Here is a 21,548-nt window from a genome sequence, read left to right on the forward strand (position 1 = left end):
GGTAGTTTGGAAAGAGGTCTGATGAAATTTTAATCATCTTTGGATAATCTCATAAACCCCCAATCATTCATTTTTATCAATCACATGACCCCATTTGGCATCATAATCCGCTTTTTGCAATTTATAAATTTCAAATACACACAGCTCATCACAGCCATTATCACAGCATTCATAATCTTCGGGCGGTTCGGGTGGGGGTGGAATGTCGTTTGGGATTTTAGATGCTGATGAATGGTCGCTCATAAGGGTCTCTATGGTTTTGAATAAATGGTTTTTGGATAAATGATTTTTGATAATTATTTTGATAAATGGTATTATACCCCCTATTTAAGCCTTTTTAAACTTTTTAAACAAATAAAAGCCACATCATGAACACCCAAACCGCCCTAACCCATGCCCTAACCGCCCTACACCCCACGCACATAACCTTAGATAACGAAAGTCATATGCACGCAGGGTACTTTGACGGTAAAGAGAGTCATTTTAAACTCATCATCGTCAGTGATGAATTTGTTGGCAAACGTCTGGCGTCTCGTCATCAGCTTGTCTATGGTTTGGTCAATCCCTGTCTGACCACACAAGGCGGTACGGTACATGCCCTTGCCATTCACGCCTACACGCCTGATGAATGGGCGAGCCTATCATCCGCCCCAAACAGCCCCAACTGTGCCGGACAAAATAAATAACCCAACCTTTATACTTTACACACCCTTTTTTATATAGGTATCTTTATGAAAAAAACACTTCTCTTACTGGCGGTTGTCGCTGTCGCTCTCACAGGCTGTGCCACCACCAACATCGCCCCCCAGTACGTCAATCCTGCCAATTATCAAGGCTATGATTGCACCGTCTTACAAAGCGAAGTGGCACGCATTAGCCAAACCGCCAAAGCCACCGAAAATCAAAACATCGGACTGTCCGCCACAGGTATCGGCATTGGTCTTGCTGGCGGTCGTGGCGGTATCTACCCAACCATCAGTGTGGGGGCAGGGCTTGGCAGTGGGGCAAGACAAGCCAAAACCAACACCCTAGCCAAACTCTATGGCGAGCATGATGCGATGATTGTCGCCGCCCGTCAAAAAGGCTGTGCTTTTGCTCAAAATGTCAAGATTTATGGCGAATGATTGGGATTAAAACCCCATTTATTGGGCAAATACGTTGTGTATTTGCCTTTTGTTTTTTAACCTACTTTTAAATGAGACTTCAATTTAATTTGATTTTAAAATCACAAAAAATTTGCTATCATAAGCCAATTTTTAGCTGATGATTTTTTATGGCACTCACACACCCACAATTTGACCCTGTCGCCCTTGATTTGGGCTTTTTGCAAGTACATTGGTATGGACTCATGTACCTGCTTGCTTTTTTATCCGCCTATTTGCTTGCGACTTTTTGGGGTAAAAAGCGGGGCGACTTTACGGGCGAGATGGTCTCAGATTTGATATTTTTTGGGGCGATGGGCGTGATTTTGGGGGGTCGCATTGGCTATGTGATTTTGTACAATTTTGGCGAGTTTTTAGCCAATCCCGCCTACCTATTTAAAGTCTGGGAAGGGGGCATGAGCTTTCATGGTGGCTTTATGGGCGTGCTAGTGGCGATGTGGTTTTTTGGGCGTAAATATAAAAAACACGCCTTCACCGTACTCGACTTTGTCGCTCCTTGTGTACCGCTTGGGCTACTTTTTGGACGGCTTGGCAACTTCATCAATGGCGAGCTGTGGGGGCGAGTGTCACAGGGGGATTATGGACATCTGATGTATTTTCCCCAAGCGGTTCACGCTGACCATGAACTTATCAATGCTGACCCGAGTTTACATGAGATTGCCGTGCAAATGGGCGAATACTACCTACTGCCCCGCCACCCAAGCCAGCTTTATCAAGCCTTTACAGAGGGCGTACTGTTATTTATCCTCTTATGGTGGTTTAGTGCCAAGCCACGTCCACGTTATGCCGTGTCTGCCTTATTCTTGCTAGGCTATGGATGTAGCCGTTTTATTACCGAGTTTTTCCGTCAGCCTGATGTGGGCTATGAGTTGATTTTTGGGTGGATGAGTAAGGGGCAATTATACAGCCTACCGATGATTATCGCAGGGGTGGTGTTAATGGCTCTTGCCCAGAAAAGACAGATTTATGATTGGCAAAAATCCTAATGCAAAAATATTAGTCGAATAAATTGCCCCTACCTATCCTAATTTAAAAAAATACGTATTTTGGCAATCAAAAATATCATTTTGACAAACAAAAAACCTTAGTATTTTTTAATAGGATTAAATTGGGAAATATTACATGAGTACATTTACCTTTGACGGTAAAAATTTTGAATTTCCGATTGCTGTCTATACCACGCCCCATTCGGAAAAAGCCCTATTACTAACCGCCATACTCATAAACCTTATCGGCTTTGGTGTGGCGGTGGGGTTTGCCATAATTACCCAAAACGCATGGACATTGGCGATATATGCCGTATTTGCACTATTGATAACGTCGGTATTATTATCCGCAAAAAAGCCTGCCATGATATTACACACCGACAAGGTGGTCATAATAAGACCCATGCCACGGCATATCGCTTGGCAGGACTTGCATTTTTTGGAACAGACAATAACAAACCAAAACGGCAAGCAGTCTTTATTGTATTTTTATACCCTTGATAAAAATGATAAAGATAAGGAAAAACTGCTTATTTATCTTAACCCAAAAAATATATCTTTTGGCAATCAAAAATATCATTTTGACAAACAAAAAACCTTAGCATTTTTTAATAGGTTTAAATTAAGAGATATTACATGAATACATTTACCTTTGACGGCAAAACTTTTGAATTTCCGATTGGGGTTTATGTTTATTTTGGGCGTATTGGTCTTATTTTTGCTGTATTTTTTCTACTGATTTCTTTATTTTTTGCAATCACTGGTTTTATCGGCAAAAATATGTTTGATATAATATTTGGCATTGTCATATTTATCCTGTTTGGTGTCATGGCATTTTTATATCAAAAACCAAGACTGATATTATATCCTGACAAAATCGCTTTTGTAGAGCATGGACTTATCAAACCCAGATATTTATCCTATGAAGCATGCAAACTACACTTCCATGAAGTAAAACATCATGATTCAGGCAAATTGATATATACATTAGCGTTTATTTATCAAGATGAAAAAGGTGATTGGCAACAATTTGCCAAAATGAATGCCACTTATATTCGCCTAAATGAGCATTATTTTGATACCAAAACCACATTGGCATTTTTTGAACAGTTGTTAGAGCGTGTTAAACGTTGATAACATTTTTATAAAATAAGGCAAAAACTTAATGTTTTAAATCATTTTTGCATGAAAAATGACTAAATCTTGTTTTTCATCGTCAAAATCCTTGAAAAACGTGCGATTTCCCCTATTTTTCATTACAAATACCGACATTTAACACGCTCTAAAAGAGAAAAACCCATGAAACAATACCTAGCACTGTTATCTCACATCCTAAACCACGGCACGGACAAATCCGATCGCACAGGCACAGGCACTCGCTCGGTGTTTGGCTATCAAATGCGGTTTGATTTGACAGATGGCTTTCCACTACTCACCACAAAAAAAGTACACATGAAATCCATCATTTATGAACTTTTGTGGTTTATTAAGGGTGATACTCACGTCAAATATTTACAAGATAATGGCGTAACCATTTGGGACGAATGGGCAAGTGCTGAACAGACGGCACGATTTGGCAGACAGGAGGGTGATTTGGGGGCGATATACGGTCATCAATGGCGTAACTTTGGAGCAACCAAAAATACCGATGGCTCATATCAAGCAGATGGCTTTGACCAGCTTAGTTGGCTTGTAAACGAAATCAAAACCAATCCCGACTCTCGCCGTCTTATCGTCTCAGGGTGGAATCCGCATGAGGCAAATCAGGTCGCTCTACCGCCTTGCCATACGCTGTTTCAGTTTTATGTGGCAAATGGCAAACTGTCATGTCAGCTTTATCAGCGTAGTGCGGACGTGTTTTTGGGTGTGCCTTTTAATATTGCAAGCTATGCCCTATTAACCCACATGGTTGCTCAGGTATGTGGTCTGGGTGTGGGCGATTTTGTGTGGACGGGGGGCGATACGCATTTGTATCACAACCATTTTGAACAGACCAAATTACAACTGACCCGTAAGCCATTGCCACTTTGTCAATTACAATTAAATCCCGATGTCAAAGATTTATTTGACTTTAACTTTGATGATATTAAGATTGTGAATTATCAATCGCACGAGAGAATAACCGCTCCTGTTGCGGTATGATATTTTTTAAATAGGGAATATGATGACAATTATCAGAAAAATTGCGATGATTTTTCTATTTTGTTCTATTATTCCCTTATTTTTTGTCAATGCTGATAATTTATGTATTGGTAATTCCAATGGTATTCTCAAATTAACGAAATCCAAAGTTCTGGTAATGATGATAATGTGATATTTATTTTGTTTGCTATATTAAATCTCTTTCCAAACTAAAAATAAACCCTTGTAAGTATTGGGGTTGAAGTTTTTAAAAATCTACAAAAATCAGGGTTTGGAAAGAAGTCTATTAACACTATTTTATTTACCTGTTTTAATTTTGGCAAAAAACAAAATCGGTTATGGAATTTTGGTGATAGCATATTGCTATTTGGTATTTTTGCCATTTCAATGGCTTGAAAGTTCAACATTTTATTCTATTGTCAAAACTTCTATTATGTATTGCCAAAATTATTTTTTGTTAATATTTTTAATTGGGCAAGCGTTATTTTTGATATTAAGTGCGTTGTTTTTGGTTTTTAAAACCGACTTTTAAACCCTGCCGATTTACTAAATGCTCTTAGGCGAATGTATAAAGTCTTTTTAACTTTGGCAATCACTTCGCCATTATTATCTATAATATCCACTTCATATTCTCTAAATACCGCTTTACCGTCTTTGGCGAGTTCTTTTACCGTTTCTATTTCACTATCATCAATCTTAAAAGTTGCAAATACATCAGAAGTCCCCGCTTTTATAAAATCAATATATGCCGATTTGTCCCACACCACATATTCCAAGCCTAATTTTTGCATTAAAAGCGTCATAAAAAATGGGTCGGTCATACTATAAAGACTGCCACCAAATTGCGTACCGACAATGTTTTTATTTCGCCAAGTTAGGGGCATAGAGACTTTGATAAAGCCTTCGTCATAATTCACTTCCAAAACCTTGACCCCTGCACCAACATAAGGCGAATACAGATTTAAAAAAGTTTTGGTAGCGGTGGGGTTATTGAGATTAAAATGACTTTTGGCAAACTGGCGAGCGGTTTTGGTGAGTTTGTGAAACATGATAAAATCCTAAATAAGCAGATTGGCATTATAGCACTTTCAACATCAAATAACACTTTGAAAAATCGCCAAAATCGCATAAAATACCCTAAATTTAGCGAGTAAACACCATGAAAAATACCCAAATCGTCCACGTGGTTGCCAAAGACCGCCAAAACTGTATCGGCAAGGATAATGACTTGGCTTGGCATATCCCTGCTGATTTAAAGCATTTTAAGGAAATCACCACAGGGGGCGTGATTGTCATGGGACGAAAAACGTTCCAGTCGCTCGGTCGCCCCCTACCCAATCGCACGCACCATGTCATTACACGAGATACGGCATGGACGGCGGACGGTGTGGCGGTCGCTCATGATTTGTCAATCGCTATCAATAACGCCAAAGCTGATGCGGTGCGACTTGGCAAAGATAGGATTTTTATCATTGGCGGGGGCGAGATTTACCGACAAAGCCTAGATATGGCGGACATTTTGGAAATCACGGAAGTGGATTTGGACGTACAAGGCGACACGCATTATCCTACCGTTACGGACGATTTTAAACAGGTATGGCAGTCAGAACCCCAAATTGACGAAAAAAGTGGGATTGGCTTTACGTTCGTGCGGTATGAAAAATCGGTATGATTCTTGCATGAATTTGGGGTAATGATTGACAATTTTTTATTTTGACAAGGTATTTTTATGAAACATCTTAGCCTGCTCGCCCTATTAGCAGTTGCCCTAACCGGTTGTAACGCCATGACCGCCACTGCCGACAGAGCGATGAACAAACAAAGCTCATTTTCCCAAGAGCCTAGCACTCGCTATCCAACCGTTGATGAACAAAAAGACAGTGAGCAGGCTAAGTTTGGTCAGCAGACATTTGAATAATACTAAAAATCCCCAATCGTGGGGATTTTTGTTATGTTAAAACTTAACGGTAGCACTTAGGCTAAAATTACGCCCCATTTGTGGCACAAAGGGCAAAAATGAGTTATGGATATACACTTTCTCATCAAGCACGTTATTGGCTCGCAAAGATAGGGTGTAGTCTAGGTTGCCCCAGTGGTTATGATAGTCCAAGCCGAGATTAAGTAGATTGTAGCCCTTAGTAACATTCTCGGTAATGGTGCGTGCTTGCATGGTGAGTGGGTTTTCAGGGTGGTAATAATACATCGGGCGGTCATTATCGCCCAATATCAGCTCGCCATTATCATCACGATAGGCAGGCTTGATGGCAATGGTAGATGATGAGACTTTGTTCTGCTCAAAGATGTGGCTGTATTCGGCATTGGCAGACCATTTATCGCCAAAATAGCCCTGCCAACGCACGCCCAATCGCATGGGTGGCACCCGTGGGGCGTTGGTTGCAGGGCGTTCTAGCCAGTCATAATCTTCTTCGCTGGGGGTGGTTGTGCCGTTTTTATAGACATTGACTGTCATCACGCAGTCGCTAAATCCATACTCATCAAGCCACTCTTGGGGCGAGCGACTGGTACAACTTTCGGCGTCTTCATAGTCGGGATTGGGTCTGCCACGCCAATCAAATTTACCCACAATCTCGCCATATTCGTCCACTCTCATCTCATCAGCACCGTCCACATAGACATACTGACTGCCCGATGGCATGAGTTTGCCTTTAACAGGGGCTAGACTACCAATCTTACCACGCACCATGTCGCCAAACAGCGTGATGTCATGGTCAGGGCTAGCATGAAAAGTCATCTCGCCTTCTAGTCCATAGAATTTAGCAGTGGTTTGGTTATAACGGCGGATATATAGATTGCCCGCTTTGGCGATGTTTTCATTAAAAATATAATTGTCAAAATCACTATAATAAGCACTGCCCTTATAGCTAAACTTATCGCCTGTGTGGCTAAGAGCCGGCTCGTAGTTGTCTGACTTTTCTTTGGTTAGGTCTTTGTTGCCGTACTCAAATGAGTTGGTCGCCAAATGTTTACCACTAAAATACAGCTCCATGGGGGCGGGCAAGCGTTCATTGTGTGAGTAAGTCGCAGACAAATGGTAATTGGGGGCGAACTCCTAGCTTGCCGTACCTGCATAGGATACCGCACTTTGGGCGTAGGGCGACAAGTCAGGGTGGCGTGGCGTACGTGCGACAATGTCCGCTCCTTGTTTGTAGCGTTCTAGCTTATCCGCCAACAGTTCGTGGTCGTACTCGACTGGTGTTTTTTGACGTTCATACCGCACCGCCCCTTCTAAGGTGAGATTGCCTTTATTAAAACTCTCTAAGGCGAATACGCTAAAATTCTTATTGGTGTGTGGTACAAGCAAATAACGTGGGTCTGCCTTTGATGTGTCGCCATAACTAGGTAGATAAGGAATGGTGGCACTTGCCTTTTGGGTTTGGTATTGCACGCCTGCCATGCCCTTTAATGTACCGCCAAATAACGAGACGGGCGAATGATAACCTTCTAAGCGTGAGTTAAAACCTTTATTGGTAAAAATCGCTGATGGGTGTCCATAGTCCATAACAGGCGATAAAAACTCATCAATGCCTGTGGTGCGAGTAGGGTTGCCAGGGTCTTTTTCATCATGAAAATAATCAGCATAAGTCAGCGATAGTCGCACTTTATCCATGTCACGCACAGGGTTATTTAGCTCACCACGCAAATCATAGCGGTCAGTTTTCATGTCCACCCATGGGCCTGAATGGTTGTGGTTATGGTCAAAGCCAAAAGGATTGTCATGGCTATGTCCATGCTCTTCGCCATTGTCCGCCACTTTACAACCGTCAAAGTGCGGTGTATCCACAATATCTTCATCATCCATAAGATGCGGATAAGCATTCAAATAATAACGCCCTGCCACCGCCCGCTCGGGGTTGTCAATGGCACTGATAAAGTGGGCGGTGCAACTGTCATAATGATGGTTATGCCCTGGTATGCCATATTTATCCTGACGGCGACTGTATGACACCCCAATATGCCCTTTATCGCCGATATAAGACACGCCCACCGTGCCAACGGTCGATTTGTTATGGCTGTCAGGCAGGTAGTCTAGCATGACATCAGACTGAAATTCTGGGACATCATAATCATCAGCACGGCGGGTCAGCCCTTCAACTCGCACCGCCACGTTTTGCCCCACGCCCATATTAAGACTGGCAGTGGCAACTCTCTCGTTACTGCCTGTGTTGTAGCGTAACAACGTCTCGCCTTCGATGTTGTCCTTGATGTTACCCTGTGGCATACGGCTAGGAATCCGCTCGTCAACGACATTCACCACGCCTGCCTGCGACGCTGTGCCATACAGGAGCGTGCCTGCCCCACGCACCAGCTCCACACGGCTTGCCAGTAACGTATCGGCGGCAACTACATGGTCAGGCGACAAGGCAGACATATCAATGACGTCCGTGCCGTTTTGTAAAATCTTGACTCGCACCCCGTCCTGTCCACGAATGATAGGCTTACTCGCCCCACCACAAAGGGGTTAGAGTGAATACCTAGCTCGCCTGCTAGGGCATTACCCAGCGTTGCCGAGCGGTGTTTGAGCTTATCACGCCCCACCGTCATCTGCGTGCCGATAGACGGACGGTCAATATAAATGGTCTCTTCGGCAAGCACCACCGTTGGCTCATCGCCCTGCGATTCATCGGCATAAGCGAGCTGAGTACTAAGGGCAACCGCCACCGCAAGGCATAAGAGGGTTCTGCTTGGGCGTTTGGGTGTCTGATGATTGGTTAAATGATGATTAGTTAAATGATGACTGGATTGTTTTAACACAATCTTACTCCTGTTTACATCACGATTAAAATAGAAACATTATAACATAACTATGATAAATTGAAATATTATAACATGACAAAATAATCATCATTTAACAAAAAAGAGTGCCATGATAGACACTCTTTTTACTCTTAAAATAAAATGGCTTTTACACGCTACTGCGGTGCATTGCTCTCATTTTGGGCTTGCTCGGCTTGTCTTTGGTCAATCTCCGCCATGCTTGTGGCAGGGACAAACTGCCCGTTATTGACGTCCGTTCCCCGCTCGGCGTGTTCGGCTTTTAGCGATTTGGCGACTTCGGGGGGCATATAGTTTTCATCATGCTTGGCAAGCACTTCACTGGCAACAAACGTCCCACCTTGTAGCTCGCCTGTTGCCACCACCCCTGAATTTTCGGCAAACAAATCAGGCAATACCCCACGATAAGTAACAGGCACAACCGCCTTATAATCAGTTACTTCAAACTGGATATTTAACGGGTCGTTCGGGTCTCGTTTAACCGAGCCTGCCACCACCATACCCCCTGCACGGATACGCTTATTTTCAGGGGCTTTGCCGGCAGTAATAGCCGTGGGGTCAAAATAATAATCAGTCTGCTGACGAATGGCGTACAAAATCAGTCCGACCGCCACCGCCACACCCACCAGCATGGCGATGACCCACATGAGCTTTTTTTGGCGTGCGTTATTCATAACTTAACCCTTTGCCAGTGCTTGGCGTTGTTTGTTGGTGAGTTTTTTGGTCTGTGTGGACAGCTTGGCAATGGTCTTGGTGCGTTCGCTTTTGGCATACCAAATCATAAGTGCTATCGCCCCAAACACTAAGGCATAACACGTCCACACATAAGCCCCATGACCATTCATGTGGATAAAATCTGCTAAATTTTGAAAATACGGTATCATTGCTTGCCCCTTTTGAGCTAGCTATTTTTTGGCATTTAGGTAGTTGGCTACCCATGCTTTGTTGTGTTCACGTTGTAAAATCAAGGAATTGGTGCGATAAATGGCAAGACCTGCCACCATAAAATACATACCTAACATCATGATAAGCAGTGGCACCCACATACTGGCGGACATTTTTGGGGCGTTGGTTACGGTAAACGTCGCCCCTTGATGTAGTGTATTCCACCACTCTACCGAGTATTTGATAATCGGCAGATTGACCGCCCCAACAATGGACAAAATCGCCGCTGCCTTGCCCCGATTTTGGCTATGTTCAAAAGCACTAAACAGTGCCATGACCCCTGCATACAAAAATGCCAAAATCAGCATGCTGGTCAAACGTGCGTCCCACACCCAGTACGTCCCCCATGTCGGTTTCGCCCAAATCGAGCCTGTCAAGAGACTTAGCACACAGCAGATAAAGCCAATCGGGGCGATCGCTTGGGCGACAATGTTGGCGGTTTTGATTTTCCACACCAAAAAAATAACCCCTAGCACGCTCATGGCAAAATAAATGCTCATGGCAAGGCTGGCGGTTGGCACATGGATAAAAATGATGCGATAACTATTACCCTGCAAATAATCAGGCGGAGCGAACATGAGTCCCCACACCGTGCCAATGCTCATCAGCACAAAGGCAATCAGGGCAAGCCACTTGACCCATGGCGAGAAAATCTTAAAAAATCGCTCTGTGCCAACGGTTGTCAAAAAACCCTGCCACAGACGATTAAAAAATCCTGCATTTTTGGCGGTTGGAGAATTGGCTTTTTGGGCGTTTGGCATGGCTCACCGTAACAATGTCAATGGCAGTAAAATGGTAATAAGTGTTTCAATCTCAACTTAAAATGATAAATTATTGATTATTGGGTAATTATTTTGGGTTGTAGGGGCAAATTGCAATTTGCCCTTGGTAAATCAATCACTTGTATTAAAATTGAGAGTAGGACAATAAATGGCTAATTATAGCATATTTTTGGCGATTGTCAGTAGGGCGTGTTGAACTTTGGTATTTGCAATGAAAAATGAGAAAAATCGCCCGTTTTTCAAGGAAAAAACGCAGGTTGATAGTTATTCTATCAGACAAGTTTTTGACGCAGAAAAACAAGATTTAGCCATTTTTCATGCAAAAATTGATTGAAATTGTCAAATTTTCATCTTATTTTATAAAAATGTTATCAATGTTCAACACGCCCTAATTGATAAATCACCAAAAATGACCGACTTGGTAAAAAATCTGTCAAATTCGCTCATTAAACTTCCTGCAAAACTAGTTTTCCGTTCACCCTGAGCTTGTCGAAGGGTAGCGGAAAACCGTTATGGGCAGGCATAGCTCACCACGAACGGTTTTCTTTAATCTGGGGGTTTGCAGGAAGTCTATTTTTAAAACAAATTTTTCTTATTTTGCCCTTTTTTGCCCCAATAATTTTGACAATTTTGACAAATTGATGAAAAAATTAAAAAATTTTGCCGATTTTGGTAAAAATGATTTGCCTTTTTTATCAGATTTGTTCAAAATATACGATTAACTTTTGATTTTAAAAATAACCGAGAAATTCATGACTGACCGCCCCATTGCCCTTGATTTACAAGACATTCACAAAAATTATGGCTCGCTTGAAGTCTTAAAAGGCGTCTCTTTGACCGCTTATGACGGCGATGTCATCAGTATCTTAGGGTCATCAGGCTCGGGCAAATCTACCCTACTTCGCTGTATCAATTTATTAGAAAAGCCCAGTGCTGGCAAGATTTTTGTGGGTAATGAAGAGCTACAACTGACCCCCAAAAAAGGCGAATTGGTCGCCAAAAACCCCAAACAACTTGAAAAACTTCGCTCCGAGATTGGCTTTGTGTTTCAGTCGTTTAACCTATGGCCGCACAAGACCATTTTGGAGAATATCACCGAAGCCCCCATTCATGTGCTGGGCGTAACTAAGGCAGACGCCATTGCCGAAGGCGAACGCCTACTTGCCAAAGTGGGGCTACTGGACAAAAAAGACGCCTACCCTGACAACCTATCAGGCGGTCAGCGTCAGCGTGTGGCAATCGCCCGTTCGCTTGCCATGAAACCCAAAGTTTTGCTGTTTGATGAACCCACGTCCGCCCTAGACCCAGAACTGGTGAACGAAGTACTGGCGGTCATGCGTGAGCTTGCCAGTGAAGGGCGTACCATGCTTATCGTAACCCACGAAATGCGATTTGCCAAAGAAGTCTCAACCAAAGTCGTCTTTTTACATCAAGGGCGAATCGAAGAGATGGGTACACCAACCGAAGTATTTGAAAACCCCAAATCCGAGCGTGTCAAAGAGTTTATGGCGTCTCATCAGTAAACTTAGTCCCAACCCTTTTACCAACTTTTACCACCCCAAACATAAGGATTGTTATGAACACGTTGACCAAATTCTCTCTAAGCCTGCTCACAGCCGGCACCCTAGTTGCCTGCGGGGGCGACAAACCTGCCGATGCGCCAAAGGCAGACACCACCGCCCCACAAGCAGGCGAAGGCAAAAGTCTGGTCATCGCCACCGAAGCCAACTACCCACCCTTTAATAACATGACTGCCGATGGTAAAATCGTCGGCTTTGACGTGGACGTCATCAATGCTGTTTGTGCCGAGATTCAGGCAAACTGTGACATCGTGGCACAGGATTGGGACGGCTTATTGCCTGGTCTTTTGACCAACAAATACGATGCGGTCATCGCCGGCATGTCCATCACGCCCGAACGCCAAGCACAGGTGGATTTCTCTGAGCCGTATTTTAGCAATACTATCGTGTGGCTCTCCAAAACGGACGGCTCATTTGACCCCAATAACATCAAAAATCTGGTGCTAGGCAGTCAGCGTTCTACCACAGGGGCAGACTACATTACCGAGCGATATGACGGCAAAGACGGCAACCGTGTTCAGCTTTATGACACCTACACCAACTCTTATCTTGACCTAAAAGCAGGACGAAATCATGCGGTCATGGCAGAGAAAGTCTCGGCAATGGACTGGCTAAAACAAGGCAATGACGGCTTTGGACTGGTCGGCGATGAGATTGACAACAACGACAACCTAGGCATTGCCGTGCGTAAAGGCGACACCCTAAAAGCCGACTTTGATAAAGCACTCGCCACCCTAAAAGCCAATGGCACCCTTGCCGAGCTAGAAAAACAGCACTTTGGTGATACTGCCACGCCCACGCCAAGCGATACTGCCGAGCCAGTAGTTGCCGAACCTGCTGACACTACCCAAGCCCAAGAACCTGCTACTGCCGAGCCTGCAAAAAGCGAATAATTTAAAACCACCCACCAACCAAAAGGTTTTATCATGAAAATTAAATACTTAGCCATCGCCTTAACCGCCCTTGCCCTAACTGCCTGTGGGGGCGACAAACCTGCCAATACCACCGCAGACACCGCCACTACTGGCACCAATGACAGCAAAAAAGTGCTGATTGCCACCGAGTCGAGCTTTAAGCCATTTAGCTATCTGGACAATACAGGTAATCTGGTCGGCTTTGAGATTGACCTTGCCAATGCTCTATGCACCGAGATGAAAGCCGACTGCGACATCGTGGCACAGGACTGGGATAGCCTAATCCCAAGCCTACAAGCGAACAAATCGGACGCCATCATGGCAGGTATGTCTATCACGCCAGAACGCCTAGAAGTGGTGGATTTCTCTGATGCCTACTTTGATAACACGCTTATCCTAGTCGGCAAAAAAGGCGATAACATCACCATTAATGACCTAGCAGGCAAAACCGTAGGCGTACAGCAAGCCACCGTCTCGGGCGAATATCTTGCCAAACATCAGCCCAACGCCACTGTTAAGGCTTATGATAAGCAGGACAACGTACACCTTGACCTAAGTGCAGGGCGTATTGATTATATGCTTGCCGACTTCGTGCCAGCGTCTGATTGGCTAAAAACCGAAGCAGGGGCGAACTTTGAGATTAAGGGCGAGCCGATTGACATCAATGACAAAGTAGGTATTGCCGTGCGTAAAGATGATGCCCTAAAAGGCGAGTTTAACACCGCTTTGGCAAGCCTAAAAGCCAGTGGTAAATATGATGAGCTGGTAGCAAAATACTTTGCCACCACAGGGTCTGCCAATACTCCTGCCCCTGCTGATACCCCTACTCCTGCTGACACACCTGCCCCTGCGAGCGAGCCTGCGGACGCAAACACAAGCAAGACAGCCGAGCCTACCAAGAAATAATCAACACACAACGCATAGGGTAAGCCCTGTGCGTTTTTGTTTTATGACAAAAAGCAACATCATACAATGTTGCTTTATAATTTTGTTTTTACTTCTCAGTCATCTGCCAATCAAAAGATTGACGAATGAGATTTACCGCATAAGGGACACTTTGTAGCTCGCTAATACTTATCCGAATATCGCCATTACTCCAGTTACCTTTATTTGTTATATCTTGGCAAAGCTGTTCTGGATCAATGATTTTATGAAATGGCATATTTAGCACCAACACCAATGATTTTTCCTGTGGAATAATAGCCAAAAAGTTTCTTTCGGCTTTATAAGCAATATACTTTTTAAGGTACTCCTCATATACACATTCATCAATATTTAATATCTCTTTTTGCAATACCAAAAACAACGCATTCATACTTCCATTAATAATATGAGCATACTCTTGGCTATCAAGACTTGATTTATCACTTTGAATAACACTTTGTAATTTTGATAAATCTATTTCTGGAAGTTGCCATACCTTCGTGGCTTTACTTGCTAATATCTCTGACCTTTTATTTATGGCTATCTCATTCCAAGATTCACATTCCTTAAAATACTGATTTAGACTCAATGGACTATAAGCCAAACCTATTTTTTCACCCTGAGCATTTAGCACACCATTTCTTTTGTATTCATAATCACAATCGCTATATTCACTATTATAACCTGTCAACGTTAGATTTCCCAAACGATGTAAATGAATTTTTTGAATCTCCTGCCAATTATCACCCAATACCATTTGCCAATATATAGATAGATTTTCATTTTGTGGTAAAACATGCTCGATACTATAATTGGCGGTATCTGATTTTTCTTTTTTACCATAATTTTCCAATTTTCTTAATAAATAATTACAACGAGATAAATTATACATATCACGTTCCATTAAACAAGATTTAAACTCTTTATCATCTGGAAAACGTCTATATGATTTTAGGCTCATTAGATATATTTGCAAGTTTTTTAAATAATTATCCTTTTTAAAGGATTTGTATAGCGTAGCAAATGTTTTATTTAATGAGTTTGTCCTAACGTCGCAGACTGCACGGCGAAATACATAGCTCTCTATCAACTGTATTATTTGATGCACATCATCTTTGGTAATGATATTTTTATGATAATCATGATAAACATTTAATAAAAATGGAAGCGCAACATCCACCTTTAATTCCTTTAAATCTAAAAATGATCTTTTTAAAACATCATCACTTTCTTTGTTTAAAGCAATATTGGCATAATAAGTTGCATGCTCATAAACATCCTTGATAAGCTCATGCATATCACTAGCAAAATCTTGTTTGGCAAATTTTTTAAACTCCTCATAGACCTTGTTAATGTTGGGAATTAAAGATTTTTTAGCAGTGAGATAATGACGCATAAATCCATCGAAATGCTGACTGTATGCCTTTTGACCAAATAATAATTCCATTTTTCGCCAATAGTTTTTATAAAGTCTTTCTTGTTCGTCTTGTGACAATCCCATTAGTATGTAATTACGGATTAAATCTGCTTGGCTCAGTGCCAATCCCGTGGAATTCATGCTCTCAAAAATCAGTTGGGGATTATCTTGTGTACGGTCAAGAGATACATCAACAATTAACAACTTATTTAAACCCTGCCAAATTACTGATAAATCTTTAAATTGATTTATCTGTTTTTTAAAAAATTCATAATTTTCTTGAATGCGATGACTGGCATTATTAGATAAAGGTGCATCATCCAATATTGCCATTAAAGTATCTTTATCAGCTTGCGACAATAGTAATTTGTAATAACACTCCCCCTCCTCCAAGTCATTAAGTAGATAGTAACTTCTTATCTTCTTATAAGAACACCCATTAGAAATTTCGCCCAAATTATTTTCTTTTAGATGATTTGCCAATGCCGTTAATAGTAATGTACATGTTGTTAAACGTTGCTGTCCATCAATTACCAGGCACTGATTTTTATTACTAACTTGATAAATACCTTGATGCACATAAACAACCGAACCCACAAAATGACCGCCGATCTTTTTATCTGTCCCAACATGCATAATATCATCCCATAGTTGCTGACATTGAATCTCTGTCCACGAATAATGACGTTGATAAATTGGTATAACAAACTGAGTGGAGTTTTTAAAAAAGTTTAATAGCAATGTTTCTGTCGCTTTCATTAACACCTCCAAATTAAAAAATAATTTTCATCATAACATAGTTCTTTTACAACAGCAAGCATCGTAAGCAAAAAATAGTAATCATGCCACATGAATAACTTCTTGAATTTATTAAATTTATTTAATAATGAACACCATCAAACCACTTGGTGGTATCAAATGATTTTGCCATTTACTCTAAACACAAAAATAAAGTCTTTGTATATTGTTACGATTTTTGATAGAATAAGCGTTTTGTTCTATTTTACCCCTTTGATAAGGTTACCCCTTAACAAAGCAATACAGCCAAAATAGACAAGCAAGCCTTGTCTATTTTTATTGAGCAGCCATCAACACAATAACCACAAAGACCGCCACACCATGTTAGAACTCCACGGATACACCGATTTACTTTGGCAAGGCACGATTTTGACCGTCAAATTGGGCGTAACGAGCCTGATTTTCGGCTTGATTTTCGGGCTATTGGGGGCAACTGCCAAGCTCTCTAATATCTGGCTGTTTAAAAGCCTTGCCAACATCTACACAACGGTGGTGCGTGGCATTCCCGAACTACTTGTGGTGTTCGCCATCTATTTTGGCGGTGACATCATCGTGTCGTTTTTTGCCAAAGAAGTCTTTGGGTATGGCGGACGTATTGATATTGGCAGTTTTTGGCCGGGTGTGGCTGCCCTATCGGTCATGTTTGGGGCGTATGCTACCGAAGTGTTTCGCATGGCAATCCAAGAGATTCCCAAAGGACAGTGGGAAGCCGCTCAGTCGCTGGGCATGCGACCTGCTCAGACCTTTTTTCGCATTATCCTACCACAGATGTGGGTCGTTGCCTTACCTGGTTTGGGTAATTTGTTTTTAGTGCTATTAAAAGACACCGCCCTTGTCTCGCTCATCGGACTTAAAGATTTGATTTATTATTCATCTCGTGCCGCTCAGTCCACCCAAGAGCCTTTTACCTTTTATCTTGTGGCAGCTCTCGTTTATCTGTGCCTAACAGCGGTCGTTACTGCCTGTATCAGCTTTGGCGAATGGCGAGCCAATCCTGCCAAACGTTACGCCCAGAAATTGCTTAGACAAAAACATACGGGGGCAAACGCATGAGTTGGAACTGGCAAGCGATTATCACGCATTTTCCCGAACTTCTAAAAGCATCCATTACCACCTTGGAGCTTGTGGCATTATCCAGTATCATCGGGCTGATTTTTGGGGTGGTTTTGGCACTGCTTAGACTCTCCAAAAACCCTTTGGTGCAGGTTTTTCCTTTTTTATATATTTTCTTTTTTCGTGGCACGCCCCTACTGGTGCAGATTTTTCTGATTTATTATGGCCTCGGGCAGTTTAAAGCCATTCAAGAGAGCGTACTGTGGAAGCCTGTGCTTAGTCAAGCTTACTGGTGTGCCATCATCGCCTTTACGCTAAACACCGCCGCTTATGTCGCTGAGATTGTGCGTGGGGCGATACAGGCAGTTCCCCGTGGCGAGCTAGAAGCAGCGGACGCTTTGGGCATGTCGCCTGTACAGAAATTTACCCGCATTACCCTGCCCCGTGCCTTTGGGATTATGATACCCGCATACAGCAACGAAGTGATTTTTATGCTCAAAGGCTCGGCACTGGCAAGCACCATCACGGTCATGGACTTGATGTACGCCTCCAAAGTCATCATTGCCAAGACGTACCTGACCTTAGAGATTTATTTTGCCGCAGGTATTATTTATCTTATGATTTCATGGATAATATTGGCACTGTTTCGCTTGTTTGACCACTCATTTAATAAGCATAAACGCTACAATCCCATCCAAAAATAACAAAAACGGCAACTTGGTTTGCCGTTTTGTCATCTCATTCTTTTATCCATCAAATCATTCATCAAAAATTTCATGGTATTTTGGAAAAATATGTGCCTCTCTGCCCTGACCTAGTATGTACGAGCTATACCGCTCCTGCTCTTCGATTTGGGGCAGTAAATCATGAGCCTCCCCAAACTTATTTTTGGCACGTTGTAGCCACGCCTGATAAAATTTGCCCTCCCACAGTCTTGATGGCAACACCATGACCCGCCCCTTTGTATCTTCACTGATAATGATGGGAAATACTGTGTCCGACAACATGCCATTTGGTAGATGTCGTCTATAAAACCATACGCTACTCACCGACAGCTCAACATTATCCAAGCTTTTTGGATAAGGCATGCCAAACACCCGAGAATTCTCCTGTGTCAGATGACGGGCATAAACCAACTGGTCAGGCTCTTTGGGCGTGGAACCTTTTAGAGCATATAACATCTCGCCATAAGCACGCAACTCATCAAGCGATGTCCGCCCCCTAGGGTCAAAAATCACCTCTCCGGCACAACTTTCTTCTCCTTGGCTAAAAATCTGATGATTCGCCCATATCAAGGATGCCCACACTATCCTACCTCGTCGATACAAGGTTGGCATGTGTGCAAGCTGACTGCCAAGCACGTCCTTTAACAGCCAATCTGGGGCGATGACTTGCAGATATTCTCTTTGGTTTGGTGCCAATCTGTTGATGACATCAAAGGCACCAATGTAGCTCTTTTCTTCTTCCCTTTTTGCCATCTCCTCAGGGGTGTATAAAGGCAATAACGACAACTCTACTTTATCCGCCAACACAACCAACGACTGCTCCTCTTGTATGTTGGCAAAGAAATTGTTTTCATTGACAAAGCCAGATGCATACAAATGAGCCATGTTTTGATTTAATTCAAATTCTAAGGATTCATAAATCAAAAGTGCGATGGTGGTCACCAAATGTGGTTGAGTTTTTAGCACCTCTAGTAAGTCAAACTCATAAAAACTGATGGGAAAAAAGCAAAAACCACCAATATGTCGCCTTGTCCGATAAGGCATAACCAACTTCAAATCCAGTACAGGCTTATGATACAACTTGATATGAATCATCAAGGCATCCGTCTTACCCATGTCTGTCGATACCAGCACGTCACAAGCACCGACCATACATGGCGAGTTGTCAGGGTTATTTTGCAACAACTCATTTAGCTTTATCAAAGGATTATCATCATCGATATCTACAAACTTGCTTTGCTTGGATTGAAGTTCGTATTTAAAGCAGGACGGCACCACAGGCTTACTCTCATAAATACTCACCAACCCCTTCGCCAGCATGGCACCCGCCACCTTAAAGGCAGACTGCCAAGGTTTTGGCAGTTTTTGAATGAGTTCATGATGGCTATTTTGTCTTTGCTCGGTAATCACAACCTGTGATGTTGGTTTTATCAGCTCATAAAACGCCACAAGACTGTTGGGGCAATCCGAATCCAAGTCAAACAACATCGTATTAATCGTCATCATGATGGCATGATGGTCGTCATTAAAATTGGCAATAAATTGATATTCGATACGCTTTGGTAGTTTTGATGGCGACTGCTCGGTGAGTTGCTGGTAGTTGAGCCACGACAAAGTGCTTTTAAAAAGTTTGGCAAAGGTTGCACCAACGTAGAAATTAAGCAGATACAGCAATTTCTCAAATCCGTGATTTTCTGCGTATTGTTGATAGACTGCTTGATTTAGTTGATGGGTTTTTTTGATGGTTGATAAAGCACCATCCAAGCGAACAATGCTTTCAAAAGAATAATCAAAATCGATGTGCTTAATGTCATCAAAAAAAGCAAATGTATCATCGATGAGTTTTTGGTTTTTTAGTTTTGCCAAATATAAATAAGCCACTCGGTTCGGTTCTAAGTAAATACTGACCTCTTGGCTTTTAAAAATCACCCCCGTCATCGATTTGACAAAAACATCCAAACGATTTTGATGCGTCAAATGATCTTTGATGGCAAGCAGTGGCTGACAAAAGATATGCTCTCCGATTTGGGCAATCAAAGAATTTTCAAAGACCTTCTTCAAGGCAAAATCCGTGCCATGAGACTGATTTTTATCCCGAATGGCTTGCTGTGCTTCATCATAAGTAAGCCAAAGAATCGGCTCGTGGGTGTATCTTGCCAAATATTCCCCCAAATATGCGGCAAATGTCAAGCAAAGTGGGCGAAAGGTTTTTTTGGTAAATAGTGCATCCAAATCATATTTTTTTGCCAATTCATCCAAAAAATAAGCCATCTGCTCAATGCTATTTTCACCATAATCAAAGTTAATGGTCTTTATCAGCTCATAAAATGCGTTATTTTTGGGGGGTTGGTGCAAGCGTTCCAACAAAGTGGCGACTTGTGCGTTTGTACTGTTCATCGGTATGTCAAATTAATTGGTGTCAAGATTCATTTTATAAGGGCATATCATGATTTTAAAACCTTGTTAATATAAGATTAACAAGGTTTTTGGTTGTAAATTGCATAACCAAGCGATACCGCCATGACATACATCATGACGGCAATACCTAAAACCGACTCACAAGCCCAAGTTTCACTTGACTGCTGTCTGTGTGCTCACTGCCTGCATAGTCATAGCTTAGGCTTAGAACCCATTCACAATCAAAAAATACGCCCCAATAAACCAAACCACCAACCAAATCATTCACCATGAGAAAAGCCTATCTAGGTGACATCACACAAGAACAATTTAAACACATACGTCCATTGCTACAAAGTGCCAGAAAAAAGACCAAGCCTAGGACAATAGACCTATACAATGGCGAACCGTTCATTGCTACCATCAAAAATGGCGTGAACTTGATGACAATGGTAAAAGCATTCTTGATAATGTCTTAAAAAAATGGGTCAAAATAGAAGGCTTTGGAAAAACTTCGAGCGATACTTAAATACAAGCTTACAGTTTGTGAATTTAGCTTTTATTGCGTTGTTGAAAAGATTGTGAGCGGGTTCTTAGCTCACCACAAACAAAAACCGTGGTACTTTTTCATTTTGTAGAGTGTATGTGATTTCATTTGATGCATTAAATCTCTTTCCAAACTAAAAATAAACCCTTGTAAGTATTGGGGTTGAAGTTTTTAAAAATCTACAAAAATCAGGGTTTGGAAAGAAGTCTATTATAGAGTAGTTACAGAGCGATGACAATAGTTATGAGAATGAAAATATAAAAATTTTTAAAAAAAAATGATTAGGTGCGGGTCTAATTTTACGATGGGTTTGATGGGGTTGTTATGGGTATTTTAAAAACACTGAGAATAAAGCATGAGATAGTTTTATTTAAAAAATAA

25 protein-coding genes and 1 pseudogene are annotated in these 21,548 nt (G+C 42.1%); 15 read left to right on the forward strand and 11 right to left on the reverse strand.

Annotated features, from left to right (window positions below; genetic code table 11):
* Window positions 1-63: 63 nt before the first annotated feature.
* Window positions 64-243: an oxidoreductase-like domain-containing protein gene (locus B5J94_RS04730; protein ID WP_062501360.1), complete on the reverse strand. Its 180-nt coding sequence runs from the start codon at window positions 241-243 to the stop codon at window positions 64-66.
* Between the two features lie 125 nt (window positions 244-368).
* On the opposite strand from B5J94_RS04730, the gene B5J94_RS04735 reads away from it, so the two are divergent.
* The 6 genes from B5J94_RS04735 to B5J94_RS04760 all read left to right on the forward strand — a co-directional run bounded on the left by B5J94_RS04735 (window position 369) and on the right by B5J94_RS04760 (window position 4,291).
* On the forward strand, window positions 369-686 hold the full coding sequence (locus B5J94_RS04735) for a BolA family protein (protein ID WP_062501361.1): 318 nt from the start codon (window positions 369-371) through the stop codon (window positions 684-686).
* Between the two features lie 45 nt (window positions 687-731).
* Complete coding sequence (locus B5J94_RS04740; RefSeq protein WP_062501363.1) at window positions 732-1,124, forward strand: hypothetical protein; 393 nt, start codon at window positions 732-734, stop codon at window positions 1,122-1,124.
* A 149-nt stretch (window positions 1,125-1,273) separates the two neighbouring features.
* Complete coding sequence (lgt, locus tag B5J94_RS04745) at window positions 1,274-2,149, forward strand: prolipoprotein diacylglyceryl transferase (protein ID WP_062501365.1); 876 nt, start codon at window positions 1,274-1,276, stop codon at window positions 2,147-2,149.
* A gap of 136 nt (window positions 2,150-2,285) precedes the next feature.
* Window positions 2,286-2,789, forward strand: a complete 504-nt coding sequence (locus B5J94_RS04750; protein WP_062501368.1) for a hypothetical protein — start codon at window positions 2,286-2,288, stop codon at window positions 2,787-2,789.
* On the forward strand, window positions 2,786-3,283 hold the full coding sequence (locus B5J94_RS04755; protein WP_062501371.1) for a hypothetical protein: 498 nt from the start codon (window positions 2,786-2,788) through the stop codon (window positions 3,281-3,283). Before B5J94_RS04750 ends, B5J94_RS04755 begins: the two co-directional genes overlap by 4 nt.
* A gap of 165 nt (window positions 3,284-3,448) precedes the next feature.
* The gene (locus B5J94_RS04760; RefSeq protein ID WP_062501695.1) at window positions 3,449-4,291 is read left to right on the forward strand and encodes a thymidylate synthase; all 843 of its coding nucleotides are present in this window, start codon (window positions 3,449-3,451) and stop codon (window positions 4,289-4,291) included.
* A gap of 515 nt (window positions 4,292-4,806) precedes the next feature.
* On the opposite strand, the gene B5J94_RS04770 is transcribed toward B5J94_RS04760, so the two are convergent.
* Window positions 4,807-5,340, reverse strand: coding sequence for a DUF4442 domain-containing protein (locus B5J94_RS04770; protein WP_079363965.1), 534 nt, complete (start codon window positions 5,338-5,340; stop codon window positions 4,807-4,809).
* 110 nt (window positions 5,341-5,450) lie between these two features.
* Between B5J94_RS04770 and B5J94_RS04775 the strand changes: the two genes are divergently transcribed.
* Together B5J94_RS04775 and B5J94_RS04780 are read left to right on the forward strand one after the other, a co-directional pair.
* The gene (locus B5J94_RS04775; protein ID WP_062500644.1) at window positions 5,451-5,963 is read left to right on the forward strand and encodes a dihydrofolate reductase; all 513 of its coding nucleotides are present in this window, start codon (window positions 5,451-5,453) and stop codon (window positions 5,961-5,963) included.
* A gap of 57 nt (window positions 5,964-6,020) precedes the next feature.
* Complete coding sequence (locus tag B5J94_RS04780; RefSeq protein ID WP_062500646.1) at window positions 6,021-6,209, forward strand: hypothetical protein; 189 nt, start codon at window positions 6,021-6,023, stop codon at window positions 6,207-6,209.
* 36 nt (window positions 6,210-6,245) lie between these two features.
* On the opposite strand, the gene B5J94_RS14715 is transcribed toward B5J94_RS04780, so the two are convergent.
* The 6 genes from B5J94_RS14715 to ccmC all read right to left on the reverse strand — a co-directional run bounded on the left by B5J94_RS14715 (window position 6,246) and on the right by ccmC (window position 10,791).
* The gene (locus tag B5J94_RS14715) at window positions 6,246-7,340 is read right to left on the reverse strand and encodes a TonB-dependent receptor domain-containing protein (protein ID WP_228144525.1); all 1,095 of its coding nucleotides are present in this window, start codon (window positions 7,338-7,340) and stop codon (window positions 6,246-6,248) included.
* Between the two features lie 21 nt (window positions 7,341-7,361).
* The gene (locus B5J94_RS14720) at window positions 7,362-8,723 is read right to left on the reverse strand and encodes a TonB-dependent receptor (RefSeq protein ID WP_228144526.1); all 1,362 of its coding nucleotides are present in this window, start codon (window positions 8,721-8,723) and stop codon (window positions 7,362-7,364) included.
* Complete coding sequence (locus tag B5J94_RS14725) at window positions 8,654-9,064, reverse strand: hypothetical protein (protein WP_062500654.1); 411 nt, start codon at window positions 9,062-9,064, stop codon at window positions 8,654-8,656. Before B5J94_RS14725 ends, B5J94_RS14720 begins: the two co-directional genes overlap by 70 nt.
* 158 nt (window positions 9,065-9,222) lie before the next feature.
* Entirely contained in the window at window positions 9,223-9,759 is a 537-nt protein-coding gene (ccmE, locus tag B5J94_RS04790; protein ID WP_062500657.1) for a cytochrome c maturation protein CcmE, read from the reverse strand.
* A gap of 3 nt (window positions 9,760-9,762) precedes the next feature.
* Window positions 9,763-9,969, reverse strand: coding sequence for a heme exporter protein CcmD (gene ccmD, locus B5J94_RS04795; protein ID WP_062500659.1), 207 nt, complete (start codon window positions 9,967-9,969; stop codon window positions 9,763-9,765).
* 21 nt (window positions 9,970-9,990) lie between these two features.
* Window positions 9,991-10,791 (reverse strand): heme ABC transporter permease CcmC, encoded by an 801-nt coding sequence (ccmC, locus tag B5J94_RS04800; protein WP_062500661.1) that lies wholly within the window; start codon window positions 10,789-10,791, stop codon window positions 9,991-9,993.
* Between the two features lie 232 nt (window positions 10,792-11,023).
* Here ccmC and B5J94_RS14960 point away from each other — a divergent pair, with 232 nt between their 5' ends.
* From B5J94_RS14960 to B5J94_RS04820, 4 genes are all read left to right on the forward strand, one after another.
* Window positions 11,024-11,146, forward strand: coding sequence for a hypothetical protein (locus tag B5J94_RS14960; protein WP_255518625.1), 123 nt, complete (start codon window positions 11,024-11,026; stop codon window positions 11,144-11,146).
* 418 nt (window positions 11,147-11,564) lie between these two features.
* Window positions 11,565-12,335, forward strand: a complete 771-nt coding sequence (locus B5J94_RS04810) for an ABC transporter ATP-binding protein (RefSeq protein WP_062499625.1) — start codon at window positions 11,565-11,567, stop codon at window positions 12,333-12,335.
* Window positions 12,336-12,388: 53 nt separating this feature from the next.
* On the forward strand, window positions 12,389-13,285 hold the full coding sequence (locus B5J94_RS04815; RefSeq protein ID WP_079363967.1) for a transporter substrate-binding domain-containing protein: 897 nt from the start codon (window positions 12,389-12,391) through the stop codon (window positions 13,283-13,285).
* Between the two features lie 33 nt (window positions 13,286-13,318).
* Window positions 13,319-14,212: a transporter substrate-binding domain-containing protein gene (locus tag B5J94_RS04820; RefSeq protein ID WP_079363968.1), complete on the forward strand. Its 894-nt coding sequence runs from the start codon at window positions 13,319-13,321 to the stop codon at window positions 14,210-14,212.
* An 88-nt stretch (window positions 14,213-14,300) separates the two neighbouring features.
* On the opposite strand, the gene B5J94_RS04825 is transcribed toward B5J94_RS04820, so the two are convergent.
* Complete coding sequence (locus B5J94_RS04825) at window positions 14,301-16,406, reverse strand: DUF262 and DUF1524 domain-containing protein (RefSeq protein WP_062499627.1); 2,106 nt, start codon at window positions 16,404-16,406, stop codon at window positions 14,301-14,303.
* A gap of 360 nt (window positions 16,407-16,766) precedes the next feature.
* Here B5J94_RS04825 and B5J94_RS04830 point away from each other — a divergent pair, with 360 nt between their 5' ends.
* Complete coding sequence (locus B5J94_RS04830) at window positions 16,767-17,498, forward strand: ABC transporter permease (protein ID WP_062499639.1); 732 nt, start codon at window positions 16,767-16,769, stop codon at window positions 17,496-17,498.
* Window positions 17,495-18,202, forward strand: a complete 708-nt coding sequence (locus tag B5J94_RS04835; protein WP_062499629.1) for an ABC transporter permease — start codon at window positions 17,495-17,497, stop codon at window positions 18,200-18,202. The genes B5J94_RS04830 and B5J94_RS04835 overlap by 4 nt, the downstream gene beginning before the upstream one ends.
* Window positions 18,203-18,256: 54 nt before the next feature.
* On the opposite strand, the gene B5J94_RS04840 is transcribed toward B5J94_RS04835, so the two are convergent.
* The gene (locus B5J94_RS04840) at window positions 18,257-20,620 is read right to left on the reverse strand and encodes a hypothetical protein (RefSeq protein ID WP_062499632.1); all 2,364 of its coding nucleotides are present in this window, start codon (window positions 20,618-20,620) and stop codon (window positions 18,257-18,259) included.
* A 148-nt stretch (window positions 20,621-20,768) separates the two neighbouring features.
* On the reverse strand, window positions 20,769-20,912 hold the full coding sequence (locus B5J94_RS14080) for a hypothetical protein (RefSeq protein ID WP_156471060.1): 144 nt from the start codon (window positions 20,910-20,912) through the stop codon (window positions 20,769-20,771).
* Between B5J94_RS14080 and B5J94_RS04845 the strand changes: the two are divergent.
* Window positions 20,911-21,205 (forward strand): annotated as a pseudogene (locus B5J94_RS04845) (hypothetical protein). The gene B5J94_RS14080 and the pseudogene B5J94_RS04845 sit on opposite strands and share 2 nt — an antisense overlap.
* The last annotated feature ends 343 nt before the right edge of the window (window positions 21,206-21,548 follow it).

The organism is Moraxella lacunata (assembly GCF_002027545.1).
Classification (GTDB): domain Bacteria; phylum Pseudomonadota; class Gammaproteobacteria; order Pseudomonadales; family Moraxellaceae; genus Moraxella; species Moraxella lacunata.

Excerpts from the sequence above, each read along its gene's own strand:
- B5J94_RS04730 (WP_062501360.1), bottom strand. The coding sequence starts at position 243 with ATGAGCGACCATTCATCAGCATCTAAAATCCCAAACGACATTCCACCC.
- B5J94_RS04735 (WP_062501361.1), top strand. The coding sequence starts at position 369 with ATGAACACCCAAACCGCCCTAACCCATGCCCTAACCGCCCTACACCCC.
- B5J94_RS04740 (WP_062501363.1), top strand. The coding sequence starts at position 732 with ATGAAAAAAACACTTCTCTTACTGGCGGTTGTCGCTGTCGCTCTCACA.
- lgt (WP_062501365.1), top strand. The coding sequence starts at position 1,274 with ATGGCACTCACACACCCACAATTTGACCCTGTCGCCCTTGATTTGGGC.
- B5J94_RS04750 (WP_062501368.1), top strand. The coding sequence starts at position 2,286 with ATGAGTACATTTACCTTTGACGGTAAAAATTTTGAATTTCCGATTGCT.
- B5J94_RS04755 (WP_062501371.1), top strand. The coding sequence starts at position 2,786 with ATGAATACATTTACCTTTGACGGCAAAACTTTTGAATTTCCGATTGGG.
- B5J94_RS04760 (WP_062501695.1), top strand. The coding sequence starts at position 3,449 with ATGAAACAATACCTAGCACTGTTATCTCACATCCTAAACCACGGCACG.
- B5J94_RS04770 (WP_079363965.1), bottom strand. The coding sequence starts at position 5,340 with ATGTTTCACAAACTCACCAAAACCGCTCGCCAGTTTGCCAAAAGTCAT.
- B5J94_RS04775 (WP_062500644.1), top strand. The coding sequence starts at position 5,451 with ATGAAAAATACCCAAATCGTCCACGTGGTTGCCAAAGACCGCCAAAAC.
- B5J94_RS04780 (WP_062500646.1), top strand. The coding sequence starts at position 6,021 with ATGAAACATCTTAGCCTGCTCGCCCTATTAGCAGTTGCCCTAACCGGT.
- ccmE (WP_062500657.1), bottom strand. The coding sequence starts at position 9,759 with ATGAATAACGCACGCCAAAAAAAGCTCATGTGGGTCATCGCCATGCTG.
- ccmD (WP_062500659.1), bottom strand. The coding sequence starts at position 9,969 with ATGATACCGTATTTTCAAAATTTAGCAGATTTTATCCACATGAATGGT.
- ccmC (WP_062500661.1), bottom strand. The coding sequence starts at position 10,791 with ATGCCAAACGCCCAAAAAGCCAATTCTCCAACCGCCAAAAATGCAGGA.
- B5J94_RS14960 (WP_255518625.1), top strand. The coding sequence starts at position 11,024 with ATGAAAAATGAGAAAAATCGCCCGTTTTTCAAGGAAAAAACGCAGGTT.
- B5J94_RS04810 (WP_062499625.1), top strand. The coding sequence starts at position 11,565 with ATGACTGACCGCCCCATTGCCCTTGATTTACAAGACATTCACAAAAAT.
- B5J94_RS04815 (WP_079363967.1), top strand. The coding sequence starts at position 12,389 with ATGAACACGTTGACCAAATTCTCTCTAAGCCTGCTCACAGCCGGCACC.
- B5J94_RS04820 (WP_079363968.1), top strand. The coding sequence starts at position 13,319 with ATGAAAATTAAATACTTAGCCATCGCCTTAACCGCCCTTGCCCTAACT.
- B5J94_RS04825 (WP_062499627.1), bottom strand. The coding sequence starts at position 16,406 with ATGAAAGCGACAGAAACATTGCTATTAAACTTTTTTAAAAACTCCACT.
- B5J94_RS04830 (WP_062499639.1), top strand. The coding sequence starts at position 16,767 with ATGTTAGAACTCCACGGATACACCGATTTACTTTGGCAAGGCACGATT.
- B5J94_RS04835 (WP_062499629.1), top strand. The coding sequence starts at position 17,495 with ATGAGTTGGAACTGGCAAGCGATTATCACGCATTTTCCCGAACTTCTA.
- B5J94_RS04840 (WP_062499632.1), bottom strand. The coding sequence starts at position 20,620 with ATGAACAGTACAAACGCACAAGTCGCCACTTTGTTGGAACGCTTGCAC.
- B5J94_RS14080 (WP_156471060.1), bottom strand. The coding sequence starts at position 20,912 with ATGGTGAATGATTTGGTTGGTGGTTTGGTTTATTGGGGCGTATTTTTT.